General features: G+C 71.1%; 11 protein-coding genes and 1 tRNA gene. 10 read left to right on the plus strand and 2 right to left on the minus strand.

All coding sequences use genetic code 11. The features are described 5' to 3' along the window. The first annotated feature begins 2 nt into the window (after positions 1-2). The 3 genes from pstB to KSED_RS03375 all read left to right on the plus strand — a co-directional run bounded on the left by pstB (position 3) and on the right by KSED_RS03375 (position 3,716). Positions 3-782: a phosphate ABC transporter ATP-binding protein PstB gene (pstB, locus tag KSED_RS03365; protein WP_012802172.1), complete on the plus strand. Its 780-nt coding sequence runs from the start codon at positions 3-5 to the stop codon at positions 780-782. Between the two features lie 545 nt (positions 783-1,327). Beyond that, entirely contained in the window at positions 1,328-2,683 is a 1,356-nt protein-coding gene (locus KSED_RS03370) for an ISL3 family transposase (RefSeq protein WP_373419163.1), read from the plus strand. A 337-nt stretch (positions 2,684-3,020) separates the two neighbouring features. Then, a complete protein-coding gene (locus KSED_RS03375; protein ID WP_143827336.1) occupies positions 3,021-3,716 on the plus strand; it encodes a hypothetical protein in 696 nt (231 codons plus the stop codon). Positions 3,717-3,798: 82 nt separating this feature from the next. On the opposite strand, the gene KSED_RS03380 is transcribed toward KSED_RS03375, so the two are convergent. After that, positions 3,799-4,515 (minus strand): PspA/IM30 family protein, encoded by a 717-nt coding sequence (locus tag KSED_RS03380; protein ID WP_012802175.1) that lies wholly within the window; start codon positions 4,513-4,515, stop codon positions 3,799-3,801. Positions 4,516-4,665: 150 nt separating this feature from the next. Beyond that, positions 4,666-6,831 carry a TPM domain-containing protein gene (locus tag KSED_RS15620; RefSeq protein ID WP_143827337.1) on the minus strand — a complete coding sequence of 722 codons (2,166 nt, stop codon included), beginning with the start codon at positions 6,829-6,831 and terminating at the stop codon, positions 4,666-4,668. Between the two features lie 204 nt (positions 6,832-7,035). Here KSED_RS15620 and mfd point away from each other — a divergent pair, with 204 nt between their 5' ends. The 7 genes from mfd (at position 7,036) to KSED_RS03415 (ending at position 14,761) form a co-directional block, all read left to right on the plus strand. Beyond that, positions 7,036-10,581 carry a transcription-repair coupling factor gene (mfd, locus tag KSED_RS03385; RefSeq protein WP_115306786.1) on the plus strand — a complete coding sequence of 1,182 codons (3,546 nt, stop codon included), beginning with the start codon at positions 7,036-7,038 and terminating at the stop codon, positions 10,579-10,581. Then, complete coding sequence (locus KSED_RS03390; protein ID WP_012802178.1) at positions 10,578-11,012, plus strand: MazG nucleotide pyrophosphohydrolase domain-containing protein; 435 nt, start codon at positions 10,578-10,580, stop codon at positions 11,010-11,012. The genes mfd and KSED_RS03390 overlap by 4 nt, the downstream gene beginning before the upstream one ends. A 73-nt stretch (positions 11,013-11,085) precedes the next feature. Beyond that, positions 11,086-12,372, plus strand: a complete 1,287-nt coding sequence (eno, locus tag KSED_RS03395; RefSeq protein ID WP_012802179.1) for a phosphopyruvate hydratase — start codon at positions 11,086-11,088, stop codon at positions 12,370-12,372. Between the two features lie 137 nt (positions 12,373-12,509). Next, positions 12,510-13,163, plus strand: a complete 654-nt coding sequence (locus KSED_RS03400; protein WP_169307772.1) for an FtsB family cell division protein — start codon at positions 12,510-12,512, stop codon at positions 13,161-13,163. Continuing rightward, entirely contained in the window at positions 13,160-13,699 is a 540-nt protein-coding gene (locus KSED_RS03405; RefSeq protein ID WP_012802181.1) for a DUF501 domain-containing protein, read from the plus strand. The genes KSED_RS03400 and KSED_RS03405 overlap by 4 nt, the downstream gene beginning before the upstream one ends. Further along, positions 13,696-14,682: a Ppx/GppA phosphatase family protein gene (locus KSED_RS03410; protein ID WP_012802182.1), complete on the plus strand. Its 987-nt coding sequence runs from the start codon at positions 13,696-13,698 to the stop codon at positions 14,680-14,682. The genes KSED_RS03405 and KSED_RS03410 overlap by 4 nt, the downstream gene beginning before the upstream one ends. Positions 14,683-14,686: 4 nt before the next feature. Next, positions 14,687-14,761: transfer RNA gene (locus KSED_RS03415), tRNA-Leu, on the plus strand. Positions 14,762-14,828: the final 67 nt, after the last annotated feature.

A 14,828-nucleotide genomic window follows, 5' to 3' on the forward strand; every position in this document is an offset into this window, starting at 1 on the left:
TGATGTCCAAGCGCATCGAGATCAAGGACCTGAACGTCTACTACACCGACTTCCTGGCGGTCGAGGGCGTGGACATGGTCATCGAGCCCCGCACCGTGACGGCCTTCATCGGCTCGTCGGGCTGTGGCAAGTCCACCGTGCTGCGGACGCTGAACCGCATGCACGAGGTCATCCCCGGCGCCCACGTCAGGGGCAACGTGCTCATGGACGGTGACCCGCTGTACGGCAAGAACATCGACCCCGTCGAGGTGCGTCGTCAGGTCGGGATGGTCTTTCAGAAGCCCAACCCCTTCCCGACGATGTCCATCCGCGAGAACGTGCTCGCCGGGGTCACGCTGAACGCCCGCAAGCTGGGCAAGCGCGACTCCGACGACCTGGTGGAAGCCTCCCTGCGGGGTGCCAACCTCTGGAACGAGGTCAAGGACCGGCTGGACAAGCCGGGGGCCAGCCTCTCGGGTGGTCAGCAGCAGCGTCTGTGCATCGCCCGCGCCGTGGCGGTGCAGCCCGATGTGCTCCTCATGGACGAGCCCTGCTCGGCCCTGGACCCGATCTCGACCCTGGCCGTGGAGGACCTCATCCACGAGCTCAAGGAGAAGTACACGGTCGTCATCGTGACGCACAACATGCAGCAGGCCACGCGTGTGTCCGACAAGACCGCCTTCTTCAACATCGAGGGCACCGGCAAGCCCGGCCACCTCATTGAGTACGGCGAGACCAAGCAGATCTTCGAGAACCCGACGCACCAGGAGACCGAGGACTACGTGTCCGGCCGCTTCGGCTGATCCGTTCATCTGCACGCACTGCTCCCCGCGTCTCCGTGTGAGAGGCGGGGAGCAGTGCGTTGAGCACTGTCCTGCCGAGTGAGCGCGCACCCCAACAGGTCAGCACTCATACAATCGGTATCATTTCGTGACTTGCGCCAATCGTGGCCAGTGTAGCCGCGAAGTAAGTCCTTCGGCAGGAGGCGCAAGGTGAGGTGGCACGTGGCGGGCATCCTGAGCGTTGCGATATGTCTTAGTCTTGATGGTAGTCCAGTTCAAGCTGGGTCGAAGGCGGATGGCGGGCCGCCCGTTGGGCATTCCGGGGTGATCGGTGGTGAAGATTACACCAGTCTGATCGACTGGGGCTGCAACTACAGTCGCAGCAAGACTCGCATCTCATATCATTTCCGGGATGTGACAACGCGTTATCAAACGGCAACCTACCAAGCGCGTGAGGCGTGGAACGACAGCCTGTCGGTGTCACACGTTTATGGTGGCTCTTCCGATCTGAGGGTGTAGCAGTGGTGGGGTGACCGGGTCGAGGTAGGGGTCGAGGTCCCCTGATGATGGGGGTTCCTACACCGACCCGACCAGAAGACCTCGACGTGCGTGAACTTACCTTTGATGCCCCTGATCTGACGACCTTCGCCCGCCTGGACGAGCTTGGCCTCGTTGCGGTTGGCCAGCGCGTGGAGCCTGACCGGGCGGTGCTGGAATGCCGGGTGGTCGCGGGCGATGACGACGCGTTCTGCCGGCACTGCGGGGCCGAGGGCGCCGCGCGGGGCACGGTGACCCGGCAGCTGGCGCATGAGCCGTTCGGGTGGCGGCCCACCACGCTGCTGATCCGGGTGCGTCGCTTCGGCTGTCAGGCGTGCCGGCGGGTGTGGCGCCAGGACACCACTGCGGCGGCGGACCGGCGGGCGAAGCTGTCGCGTGCAGCGGTGCGGTGGGCGCTGGTGGCCCTGGTGACCCAGCACCTGACTGTCGCCAGGTTGGCCGAGGCTCTGGGAGTGGCCTGGGACACCGCCAATGACGCGGTCCTGGCCGAGGGCCGACGGGTCCTGATCGATGACCCCACCCGGTTTGACGGCGTCACCGTGGTCGGAGTGGACGAGCACGTCTGGCGCCATACCCGAAGCGGCGAGAAGTACGTCACCGTCGTCATCGATCTGACCCCGATCCGCGACGGGACGGGTCCAGCACGCCTGCTCGACATGGTCCAGGGGCGATCGAAGAGCACTTTCAAGACCTGGCTCGCTGCCCGCACCCAGGCATGGCGCGACAGGGTGGAGGTGGTGGCGATGGACGGGTTCACCGGGTTCAAGACTGCTGCGGCCGAGGAGCTCCCCGACGCGGTCGCGGTGATGGATCCCTTCCACGTGGTCCGGCTCGCTGGTGACGCCCTGGACCGTTGTCGCCGACGGGTCCAGCAAGATCTCTACGGCCACCGCGGCCGGGCCGGCGATCCGCTCTACTGCGCGCGGCGGACCCTGCACACTGGCGCCAACCTGCTCACCGACAAGCAGACCCGCAGGATCGAGTCCCTGTTCGCCGACGCCGAGCACGTCGAGGTCGAGGCGACCTGGGGCATCTACCAACGCATGATCGCCGCCTACCGCCACCCAGACCGGCGCGAAGGCCGGGCACTGATGACCGCCGTGATCGACTCGGTGACTCGTGGCGTTCCCACCGCCCTGAGCGAGCTCGTCACGCTCGGGCGGACGCTGACCAAGCGGGCCGAAGACGTACTCGCATTCTTCGACCTGCCGGGCACGAGCAACGGCCCGACCGAGGCGATCAACGGCCGCCTCGAGCACCTCCGAGGGTCCGCCCTCGGCTTCCGCAACCTGACCCACTACGTCGCCCGATCCCTCCTCGAAGCCGGCGGCTTCAGACCACGACTACACCCTCAGATCGGATGAGCCTTTATGGTACCGGGAGCACCTCGGCCGACTTCAATGTTTATGATGCCGAGTACCAGTCGAATGACCGGTGAGCTGGGGTGGTGCATGACTGCTCCAGCACTCACGTCAGCAAGAAGTACATGCATTGGCACGCTAGAACGATGGCTGGCTTGTCTAGTTCCATGCGTGCGAAGATTGGCATGCGCGAGATGGGGCACATCTACGGCCTGCGTCACGATGATGACCCTTGCGGCGGGCCCACCATCATGGGTCCGAATGTCACCAATTGTGCGGCGAATATCACGTGGCGTGACTATTCTGCCGTCAACTATATTTACTAGGTGAGGGATTTGACATGAGAGCTTCACTCCGGCGGACATGCGTCGTGACGGTCATGGTGGGACTGATCGCCGCCGGGTGCGGGGACAGCAGCGACGGCCGGGCGCAGGGTGCCGACACCGCGCCCTCCTCGGTCGAGAGCAGTTCGCCAGCTCCCTCGTCCCCGTCCCCCTCACCGTCCCCGTCGACCGCACGGCGCCACATCGAGGCGTCCGGGCCCAGCTACCGGGACCTGGAGGACGCCAGTACTCGATCCACGAGTGCTGGGGCGATCCGGGCGACGGTGCTGCGGCAGATCAGGACCACGGACCGTCTCGATCCTGTGCAGGAGGACTCACCGGCGCTGGAGTACGACCTGTGGGAGGTGCGTGTCGACGAGGCCCCCGGGGCCGATGCCACGCCCAGGTCGTTGGTGGTCGCCCAGGTGGCGAACACAGCGAACCAGAGCCACAGCGGTCCCGGACCCCGGTTGCAGGAGGGTGCACGGGGAGTGCTCGTTCTGGGGACGGCGATGTCGGACGAGTGGGTCCACCCGGAGTTCGGCTGGGTCTACTACCCGGTGGCCTTCTACGGGGAGGAGGGGAAGGGCCAGCTGCGCGACCGGGCCACGGAGCGACTGGCTGCAGCGAGCCCCCAGGGAAGGACCGTGGACGAGGTGCTGCGCGAGGCCAACCAGGGCGTGACCTTCCACGCGTCGACGATGACGGACTGACCTGCTGCACCCGGGCGCCCAGCCATGAGGAGGCCCCCACCGCATCCGATGCGGTGGGGGCCTCCTCATGGTGTTGTGGTGCTCAGCCCTTGTTCTTGAGCTGGGCCAGACGTGCCTCGACCTCGGCGCTCTTGGTGGAGTCCTCCAGCTGCTCGAACTGGCCCTCGAGGGTGGCCGCCTGTGCCTCCTGGCGACCCTGGACCATGGCCTCCTCGCGGCGGACCTTCTCCTCGAAGCGGCCGAGCTCGCTGGAGGGGTCGAGGATGGAGATCGACCCCATCGCGTCGGAGACCTGGCGCTGGGCGTCGGCGGTACGGGCACGTGCCACCAGCGAGTCGCGGCGCGACTTCAGCTCGTCCAGCTTGGAGCGCATCTCGACCAGGCCCTGCTTGAGGGTCTCGACGGTCTGCCGCTGCTGGGTGATCATCGGCTCGGCCGTGGAGGCGTCGTTCTCGAAGCCGATCTGCTTCTCCAGCGCAGCCTTGGCCAGGTTGTCGAACTTGTCGGCCTCGGCGGTGTCACCGGCGGCGCGGAGGCGGTCGGCCTCGGAGGAGGCGGCGGCAGCCTTGCGGCCCCAGTCCTGCGCCACCTGCTGGTCCTGCTCCAGGTCCTGCTCGGCCATGCGCAGGCTGGCGATGGTCTGGGCCACGGCCTCCTCAGCATCGGCGATGGCGTTGGTGTAGTCGCGCACCATCTGGTCGAGCATCTTCTCCGGGTCCTCGGCACGGTCGAGGATGGCGTTGATGTTGGCGCGGGCCAAGGTGCTGATCCGCCCGATGATCGTCTGCTTCTGAACCATGACGTGTGTCCTCTCCTGCCGCAGTGTGCGGCGTTCGTTCATTCGGCCCTCAGTCTGTCTGCTGCGGGGCCGCGGCGCCAGTGGCGGAGGCCGTCGGCCACGGCGATGGGTGTGCCGGCGCGGGGTGACGACGCCCGGGGGAGTGGCCGGTCAGAAGCGACCGCCGCCGCCGAACCCGCCACCGCCGCTCCCGCCGATGCCTCCGAAGCCGCCGCCCCCTCCACCGAAGCCGCCCCCTCCACCACCGAAGCCACCCCCTCCACCACCGAAGCCACCACCACCAAAGCCCCCGGAGAGGATGCCGCCCAGCACCAGGGAGCCGATGTCGATGCCCCCGTAGTTGCCGCCCCGCGGGCCGTACCCGCCGTAGCCGCCACCGCCGAAGGGGCCCTGCTGCAGGTCGTCCTCGGCATCGCGGCGGGCGGACTCGATGAGGCGCTCGGCCTGGTCGAGCAGCTCCATCGCCGCGCGCGGGTCGCTCTGGAGGCGGTGCTCCGCGGCGTCCAGCAGGCGGCCGGCCTCGGAGATCTCCGTGCGGGCCCGGCTGCCCACCGACCCGCGGCGGGTCCGGATGAACTCGTCCACGCTGGCGTGGGCAGCCCGCAGACGGGCCAGGCGCTGACCGACCGTGCCGGAGATCTTCCGGCGGTTCTCCTCGGCGGTGCGGGCCGGCTCCAGCGCCGCGTCGATCGCGTCCTCAGCCGCCTCCAGTTCGGCCAGGGCCGCCAGCGGGTCCCCACCGGAGCGGCTGCTCTCGGCGTGGGCGATGGCCTGCTGCGCGCGCTGCACCAGCGGGGCCAGGGCGCCGTCGTCGGGGCGGAGCCGCTCGGCATCGGCGATGTCCTGGGAGATCGACCCGATCGCCCGCGCGAGCTCGTGCTGGGAGTTCTCCAGCGTCTGGCGGGCGCCGTCCACCGCATCGAGCAGGTCGGCGGCCTGGCCCAGCGCGTCCTCGCCGGTACGGGCCGCCGTCACCGCGGTGCGTCGGTCGTCGGTGCCCAGCGCCTTCTGCCCGTTCGCCGAGCTCTGGCGGGCGGAGGCGATGAGGCGCTCGGCCTGCTCGATGTTGCCCCCGACGGTGGTGAGGCTGCCGGGGGAGTAGCTCACCTGCAGGGCGCGCAGCTGCTCGCGCGCGCCGGGCAGGCGGGCCTCGAGCTCGTCGGCCCGGCGGGTGATCTGCCGCAGCACCTCGGGCGCGCGGGCCTCGAGGTCACGCAACCGCTCGAACTTCTCGCCCTGCGCCTCCAGGGTGGCCAGGGCCTCCCCGGCCAGCACGGTGATCTGCTCGAGCTCCCCGCGCAGCGACTCCTCCGGCGTGCCCTGACGCAGGGCGTCGTCCACGCGCTGCTTGAGGGCGAAGGCCTCGGACGCCTTCCCGCGCGCGACCTGCACGGCGTGGGTGAACTCCTGCGTGGCCTGCTCGCCGAACTGGGCGCGGGAGTAGCGGACCTCCTCGTCGGACGAGCGCACCGCATCGTCCACCTGCACCAGCAGCTCCGCCGCACGGCGCTCCAGCTGCTCGGGCGAGTCCGCCCGTGCCCCGGACTGGGCCGCTCCGTGCCGCTGGCCGCGCCGCTTGGGCGAGCCCAGGTTCCGCAGCAGGAAGAACCCGCCGATGAGGAAGGGCACCCCCAGCAGCCACACCGGGAACCCGAAGCCGTCGCCACCCCGGGAGTCCGCCCCGCCCCCCGTGGTGCCCTCCGCCACGTCGTCGAAACCCTGCACCGCCGCGCTGACGGCCCCGGACCAGTCCTCCCGGCTGAGGGCGGGCTCGACGTAGTCGGTCTCGATGCGGGCGCCCTCCTCGGCCGAGACCGTCTCCTGGCCGCCCCACATCCCGTAGCGGCGCTGGTCGACCGCGACGGCCAGCAGCGCGTCCTTGGTCCCCAGCCCGGAGTCGGAGAAGGTCTGCTCGGCCCAGTCCTCGCCGCTCATGGCAGCGCCGGAGCCGTCGGTGAACTCGTCGACGTAGACCACGAAGAGCTGCATGCCGTGGTCGTCGCGGAGGGTCGCCAGCTCGTTCCGCAGGGAGGCCTTGTCGTCCAGGACGCCGGCCTCGTCCACGATCTGCTCGGGCAGGTCCATCGGCTCGGTGGCGGGCAGGGCCAGCGGGGTCGGCCCTGCCACCACGTGGGCCGCGACCGGGCCGGCGGGCGAGGACAGGACCCGTGGGGCGTCCGCGGCCAAGGCCCCGGAGGGCGGGAGGAGCAGGGCACCGGCCAGGACGGCCGCGGCCCCCCCGGAGGTCCGGGCCGGGCGCAGGGGGGCGAACGCGGTCAGGAGACGCAGTCGGGGAGCCACATGGTTGATCCTCACCGAGGCAGGCTGCCGATGCAACACTCCGGCCACCTCGTCGGTGGCGCCGCCTACCCTTGGGGAGTGCCCGATGCCGTGACCCCCCGCTCCGAGAACAACTCCACCCCCGCCGCGTCCCCCGGTGGGACGGCCCGCGACACGGCGGACCTGCCGCCGCTCTCCGGCCTGCTCGACCAGGTGCGTGAGGAGCCCTCCCTGGCGCGGATGCTGCAGATCCACCAGCGCGGGGACCTCGACGTGGACCTCACGGCCGTCCCGGGCGTGCGGCCCTGGGCCGCCGCCGTTCTCGCGCGCGAGCTCGAGCCGGCCGGGGGCGTCGTCCTGCTCGCGACCGCCACCGGGCGGGAGGCCGAGGACCTCGCGGCCAGCCTGCGTTCGCTGCTCCCGCCGCAGAGCGTGGCGGTCTTCCCCAGCTGGGAGACCCTGCCGCACGAGCGGTTGAGCCCGCGCAGCGACACCGTCGGCCAGCGGCTGGCGGTCCTGCGCCGGCTCGCACACCCGGGCCAGGCCGACCACGACGGGCCACTGCGGGTGGTCGTCTCCGCGGTGCGCTCACTGCTGCAGCCCCTGCCCGCGGGCCTGGGGGACCTCGTGCCGGTGTCCGTCCAGGCCGGCGAGACCCGGGACCCGGAGGAGTTCATCGAGGCCCTGGTAGCGGCGGCCTACGCCCGGACCGACCTCGTCGAGAAGCGTGGGGAGTTCGCCGTCCGGGGCGGCATCGTCGACGTCTTCCCGCCCACCGAGGACCACCCCCTGCGCGTGGAGTTCTGGGGGGACGAGGTGGAGGAGGTGCGGTGGTTCCGGGTGGCAGACCAGCGCTCCCTGGAGATCGCCCCCGGCGGCCTGTGGGCGCCGCCCTGCCGGGAGTTGCTCCTCACCGAGGAGGTGCAGCAGCGGGCCGCGGGGCTCGCAGACGAGCTGCCCGGGGTGGCCGACATGCTCGCGTCGATTGCTGCGGGCGTGGCGGTCGAGGGCATGGAGTCGCTCACCCCGGTGCTGGTTGACGGCATGGAGACCCTGCTGGACGTGCTGCCCGACGGGTCGCGCCTGCTGGTGAGCGACCCCGAGCGCCTCCGGCGCCGTGCCGCCGACCTCGTGAGCACCTCCCAGGAGTTCCTCACCGCCGGGTGGTCCTCGGCAGCCGCGGGCGGCCAGGTGCCGGTGGACCTCGTCAGCGCCCTGGGCGAGGGCGCCTACCGCGAGCTCTCCGAGGTCCGCAGCCACGCCCTGGAGACGGGTATCGGGTGGTGGGCGCTGTCCCCCTTCGCCCCGGACCTGGACACGCTGGACGACGACGCCACGCACCTGCGCCTGGACGCCGTCGAGATGCCCCAGTACCGCGGAGAGCCCGAGAAGGCGATCGACGACGTGCGCGCCGCGCTGGCCGCGGGGCGGCGCGTGGTCCTGCTCACCGACGGCCCGGGCCTGGCCAAGCGCCTCGTGGAGGTCCTCGGCGAGCACGAGGTGGGGGCCCGCGTGGTGGCGGCACCCCAGTCCGAGGCCCCCGGGCCGGTGGCCGAGATCTGCACGGCCTCCTGGGGGCCGGGAGTCGGCCTGCCCGGGGTGGGCGCCGGGCTCACGATCGTCTCCGAGCAGGACCTGACCGGGCAGGCGGTCAAGGGCTCCACCAAGGACATGCGGCGCATGCCCTCCCGGCGCCGCAAGATGGTGGACCCGCTGCAGCTCAACCCGGGCGACTTCATCGTCCACGAGCAGCATGGGGTGGGGCGCTTCATCGAGATGGTGCAGCGCACCGTCGGTGGTGCCACCCGCGAGTACCTGGTGCTGGAGTACGCATCCTCCAAGCGGGGGCAGCCCGCGGACCGGTTGTTCGTGCCGACCGACCAGCTCGACCAGATCACCCGCTACGTGGGCGGCGAGGCCCCGAGTCTCAACCGGCTCGGGGGCGCCGACTGGTCGAAGACAAAGTCCAAGGCGCGCAAGCACGTCAAGCAGATCGCCAACGAGCTCATCCAGCTGTACTCGGCCCGGATGGCGACCCAGGGGCACGCCTTCGCGCCGGACTCCCCGTGGCAGCGGGAGCTGGAGGACACGTTCGCCTACATCGAGACCACCGACCAGCTCTCCAGCATCGAGGAGGTGAAGGCGGACATGGAGAAGTCGGTGCCCATGGACCGCCTCATCTGCGGTGACGTCGGCTACGGCAAGACGGAGATCGCCGTCCGCGCGGCCTTCAAGGCGATCCAGGACTCCAAGCAGGTGGCGGTCCTGGTGCCCACGACCCTGCTGGTCCAGCAGCACCTCCAGACCTTCACCGAGCGCTACGCCCAGTTCCCGGTGACGGTGCGGGCGCTCTCCCGGTTCAGCTCGGACGCGGACGCGAAGGCCACCATCGAGGGGCTGCGCGACGGGTCGGTCGACCTCGTCATCGGCACCCACCGCCTGCTCTCCTCGTCGGTGCGCTTCAAGGACCTCGGGCTGGTCATCATCGACGAGGAGCAGCGCTTCGGGGTGGAGCACAAGGAGCAGCTCAAGACGCTGCGCACCGCGGTCGACGTGCTGGCCATGTCGGCCACCCCCATCCCGCGCACGCTCGAGATGGCGGTCACGGGCATCCGCGAGATGTCCACCCTCGCCACCCCGCCGGAGGAGCGCCACCCGGTGCTCACCTACGTCGGTGCCTACGAAGAGAAGCAGATCGCCGCGGCTATCCACCGCGAGCTGCTCCGTGAGGGGCAGGTGTTCTACGTGCACAACAAGGTCGCCACCATCGACAAGGTCGCCTCGCGCCTGCGCGAGCTCGTGCCCGAGGCGCGCATCGAGGTCGCCCACGGGCAGATGGGGGAGCACCGCCTCGAGCAGGTGGTCACCGACTTCTGGGAGCGCAAGTTCGACGTGCTGGTCTCGACCACCATCGTCGAGACCGGACTGGACATCGCGAACGCGAACACCCTGATCCTGGACCGGGCGGACACCTTCGGGCTGTCCCAGCTGCACCAGCTCCGGGGCCGGGTCGGGCGAGGCCGGGAACGCGCCTACGCCTACTTCCTGTACCCGCCGGAGAAGCCGCTCACCGAGACCGCGCACGACCGACTGCGCACCATCGCCAGCCACACCGACCTGGGTGCCGGCATGCAGGTGGCCATGAAGGACCTCGAGATCCGCGGGGCCGGCAACCTGCTCGGCGGCGAGCAGTCCGGCCACATCGCCGGGGTCGGGTTCGACCTGTACGTCCGCATGGTCGGGGAGGCCGTCGCCCGCGCCAAGGACGGCACCGACGGCGACGCAGAGCCGGTGGAAGTCAAGGTGGAGCTCCCCGTGGACGCGCACCTGCCGCACGACTACGTGCCCGGGGAGCGGCTGCGCCTGGAGGTCTACAAGAAGCTCGCCGCCGTCAAGGACGATGCGGAGCTGGCCGACATCATCGCTGAGGTCACCGACCGGTACGGCACGCCGCCGCAACCGGTGCGGGCGCTGTTCGAGGTGGCGCGGCTGCGCACCCTGGCCCGGCGGGCCGGGGTCAGTGACATCTCCGCGATGGGCTCCAAGATACGGTTCGCGCCGATGGAGCTGCGCGAGAGCCAGGAGATGCGCCTGCTGCGGCTCTACCCGGGAACCGTCGTCAAGCCCGCCCTGGGTGCCGTCCTGGTACCGGTGCCCAAGACCGCGAAGGTGGGCGGGCAGCCGCTGCGCGACGCCGAGGTCCTGGAGTGGGCCGCCCAGCTGCTGCGCGCGGTGCTGCTGGACGACATCGCGGCCGCCGGCGCCGCGGTGGGGGCCGGGGCGTGACCGGCGAGGAGCGCCCCGGGGCGTCCCTGGCGCGTGTGGTGGAGCTCATGGCGCACCTGCGCGGCGCCGAGGGCTGCGCCTGGACGCGGGAGCAGACCCACGCCTCGCTCGCCCCCTTCGTGCTGGAGGAGGCCGAGGAGGTGCACGAGGCGATCGGCGAGGACGACCCGGCCCATTTGGCCGAGGAGCTCGGGGACCTGCTCTGGCAGGTGGTGGTCCACGCCCAGCTCGCCGCCGAGGCGGGGGAGTTCACCATCGACGACGTGGTGGCCGAGCTGGAAGCCAAGCTGCTGCGGCGCCACCCGCACGTCTTCGATCCCGACGTGCCCAACGTCGCCACGGCGGCCGAGGTGGTGCCGCTGTGGCGGGCCGCCAAGGCCCGGGAGAAGGCTGAGCGCGCACGGCACCCAGAACCCCGGCGCCCCCAGTAGGCTCGGGCGGACGGCGTGCGCAACGGCGCGCACGCCCGGACCTCCGTCCTGAGCACCCCACAAGGAGCACACGTTGGCACTCATCGAAGGAATCCACGCGCGCGAGATCCTCGACTCCCGCGGCAACCCGACCGTCGAGGTCGAGGTAATGCTGGAGGACGGCACCTTCCAGTCGGCCGCCGTGCCCTCGGGCGCCTCGACCGGCCAGTTCGAGGCCGCCGAGCGCCGCGACGGTGACTCCGGTCGCTATCAGGGCAAGGGCGTGGAGCAGGCCGTGGAGGCCGTGATCGAGGAGATCGGCCCCCGCCTGCTGGGCGAGGAGGCCTCGGAGCAACGCCTCATCGATGCTGACATGATCGCGCTGGACGGCACCGACAACAAGAGCGAGCTGGGCGCGAACGCCGTGTTGGGTGTCTCCCTGGCCGTCGCCAAGGCCGCCGCCATGTCGGCCGGCCTGCCGCTCTTCCGCTACGTGGGCGGCCCGAACGCCCACGTGCTGCCGGTGCCGATGATGAACATCCTCAACGGTGGCTCCCACGCCGACAGCAACGTCGACATCCAGGAGTTCATGATCGCCCCCGTGGGCGCCCCCAGCTTCCGTGAGGCGCTGCGCTGGGGCACCGAGGTCTACCACGCGCTGAAGGCCGTGCTGAAGGAGAAGGGCCTGTCCACCGGGCTGGGCGACGAGGGCGGATTCGCGCCGAACCTGGAGTCCAACCGCGCCGCGCTGGACCTCATCGCCGAGGCCGTCGAGAAGGCCGGCTACACCCTGGGCAAGGACATCGCGCTGGCGCTGGACGTGGCCGCGAGCGAGTTCGCCGAGGGCGGCAGCTACACCTTCGAGGGCGAGCAGCGCACCGCCGAGCAGATGGTGGCCTACTACACCGAGCTCGTGGACGCCTACCCCCTGGTCTCCATCGAGGACCCGCTGGACGAGGAGGACTGGGAGGGCTGGAAGGCCATGACCGCCGCCCTCGGGGACCGCGTGCAGCTGGTGGGCGACGACCTGTTCGTCACCAACCCCACCCGCCTGCAGCGCGGCGTCGAGGAGAAGGCGGGCAACGCCCTGCTGGTCAAGGTCAACCAGATCGGTTCGCTGACCGAGGCCCTTGATGCGGTGGCCCTGGCCACCCGCCACGGCTTCTCCTCGATGATGTCGCACCGCTCTGGTGAGACCGAGGACGTCACCATCGCCCACCTGGCCGTGGCCACGAACTGCGGCCAGATCAAGACCGGCGCCCCGGCGCGCTCGGAGCGCGTGGCCAAGTACAACGAGCTGCTCCGCATCGAGGAGGAGCTCGATGATGCCGCCGTCTACGCCGGCGCCGCCGCCTTCCCCCGCTTCAAGGGCGGCGCCTGAGGGGCCTGTGGCGTGGGCCACTGACCACGCCGAGAGATATGGATCGGCCGCGGCGAACGCTCGTTCGCCGCGGCCGATCGGCGTCGGGTGCGGTGCGCCTCCGCAGACCCTCCCGGTGCGTCGCGGACAATGGGCGCATGGCTCCCCGTTCCTCGCGACCCGCGCGGCGGGCCACCGGTACCCCGCGTCGGGGGGCGCAGGTGGCCCCCGTGCGGGGTGCCCCCTGGCGGGCCGTGCTGCTGGTGGGGGTGCTGGCGATGGCCGCGTGGATCGCGGTGCCGCCGTTCGCCGGCTGGTGGACGCAGCGCGCGGAGATCCAGCAGGTCTGGCAGGAGTCCGCCGCCGAGCAGGCGCGCACCCGCGAGCTGGTCGAGCAGCGCGAGGAGCTGCGTGACGACGCCCACGTGCGTGACCTGGCCCGGACGCGGCTGGACTACGCCGAGCCGGGGGAGAAGCGGTACCACGTGCTGATCCAGGGTGAGAACGCCGCTGCCGAGCGCCCCGGTGGGCAGGACCAGGACGGCACCCCCTGGTACCAGGAGCTCTGGGGGTCGGTGGAGCAGTCCGCGGCCGGTGTGGCCGACGACTCCGAGACCGTGAACGCCCCGGCGGACGAGGGCGACTCCTCCGAGGGGGCGCCTGCCGGCGAGGAGCCGGTGCAGGAGAAGACTGAGCCCGTACCTGCGGGTGTACCGGAACTCATCACCGAGGACGGCTTCGACCCGGCGGACATCCCCGCCGAGGACCTGAGTGCTGGCGAGGACGAGCCGGCTGCCGAAGGAGAGCAGTGATCGAGCAGTTGGACTTCCCCGGCCCCGTCGAGCCCACCGAGACTGACCTGCGCACCGTCGAGGGCCAGTTGGGCCGCCTGCCGCGGGGCGTGGTCTCCGTGGCGCACCGGTGCCCGTGTGGCTGCCCCACGGTGGTGCAGACCGAGCCCCGCCTGCCGGACGGCACGCCCTTCCCGACCACCTTCTACGCCACCTGCCCCCGCCTGACCGGGGCCATCTCCACCCTGGAGACCACGGGGCTGATGGGGGAGATGACCGAGCGTCTGGCCACCGACACCGAGTTGGCCGCCGCGTACACGGCGGCGCACGAGCACTATCTGGCCGCGCGCCGCGCCCTGGGCGTGGTGGAGGAGATCGACCACGTGAGCGCCGGCGGCATGCCCACGCGCGTGAAGTGCCTGCACGTGCTCGTGGCCCACTCCTTGGCAGCGGGCCCGGGTGTGAACCCGCTGGGGGACGAGGCGTTGGAGATGCTGGAGCCCTGGTGGCACGCCGGGTGCTGCGCGGACGCGATCGCGGCGCGGGAGCAGGCGTGACCGACGCCTCGGTGCGGGTGGCCGCCATCGACTGCGGCACGAACTCGATCCGGCTGCTCGTGCTGGACGCCGCGCTCGAGGACGGCCGGGCCGTGGGCCGGGCAGCGCTCCACCGGGAGAACCGCATCGTGCGCCTGGGGCAGGGCGTCGACGCCACGGGACGGATCGCGCCCGAGGCCATGGAGCGCACCGTGGCCGCCTCCCGGGACTACGCAGCCCTGTGCGCCGCGCACGAGGTGCAGGAGGTCCGCTTCGTGGCCACCTCCGCGTCGAGGGACGCCGCGAACGCCTCCGAGTTCACCGCAGCCGTGGCCGAGGCCTTCGCGGCACAGGGGTTCACCGTGACGCCGGAGGTGATCTCGGGGGAGGAGGAGGCCCACCTGTCCTTCCTCGGCGCCACCGGTCCGCTGCGGGCGCGTGGCGTGCCCGGCCCCTTCCTGGTGGTGGACCTCGGGGGAGGGTCGACCGAGTTCGTGCTGGGCGACCGCGAGGTGGCCGCGGCCCGGTCGGTGGACCTCGGCAGCGTCCGGCTCACCGAGCGGCACCTGCACTCCGACCCGCCCTCCCCGGAGGAGGTCCTGGCGGCCTCGACCGACATCGATGCGGGGATCGACCTCGCGGCACAGGTGGTCGACCTCGCGTCGGTCACCACCCTGGTCGGCGTGGCGGGGACGATCACCACCACCATGGCCCACGCGCTCGGGCTGCCGGCCTACGACCGCGCGCGTCTCGACGGGGCCGAGCTGCCGACCGAGGACGTTCGCGTCGCCGCACGCGACCTGACCCTGCGCACCCGCGCCCAGCGCGGCGAGCTGCCGTTCATGCACCCGGGGCGCGTGGACGTCATCGGGGCCGGTGCGCTGCTGTGGCACCGCATCATCGAACGGGTGGAGCAGGCCAGCGGGATCACGGCCGTGACGGTCAGCGAGTCCGACATCCTGGACGGCACCGCGCTCGACCTCGCCGGGCGCCACCTATCCTGAGGGGGCCCTCGTGGCCCAACTGGCAGAGGCAGGCCACTTAAAATGGCTCCCGGTGCGGGTTCGAGTCCCGTCGAGGGCACGGATTCCACCTGTGGGTGGAGTTTCTGGTGGAATCGCGGGCACAGGCGCCGTGTTCCACCCAATAG

Origin of the sequence: Kytococcus sedentarius DSM 20547 (genome assembly GCF_000023925.1) — a bacterium.
Taxonomy (GTDB): Bacteria; Actinomycetota; Actinomycetes; order Actinomycetales; family Dermatophilaceae; genus Kytococcus; species Kytococcus sedentarius.

Bases quoted from the DNA above. Each gene is read 5' to 3' on its own strand.
- pstB (WP_012802172.1), top strand. From the start codon at position 3: ATGTCCAAGCGCATCGAGATCAAGGACCTGAACGTCTACTACACCGAC.
- KSED_RS03370 (WP_373419163.1), top strand. From the start codon at position 1,328: ATGGGGGTTCCTACACCGACCCGACCAGAAGACCTCGACGTGCGTGAA.
- KSED_RS03375 (WP_143827336.1), top strand. From the start codon at position 3,021: ATGAGAGCTTCACTCCGGCGGACATGCGTCGTGACGGTCATGGTGGGA.
- KSED_RS03380 (WP_012802175.1), bottom strand. From the start codon at position 4,515: ATGGTTCAGAAGCAGACGATCATCGGGCGGATCAGCACCTTGGCCCGC.
- mfd (WP_115306786.1), top strand. From the start codon at position 7,036: ATGCTGCAGATCCACCAGCGCGGGGACCTCGACGTGGACCTCACGGCC.
- KSED_RS03400 (WP_169307772.1), top strand. From the start codon at position 12,510: ATGGCTCCCCGTTCCTCGCGACCCGCGCGGCGGGCCACCGGTACCCCG.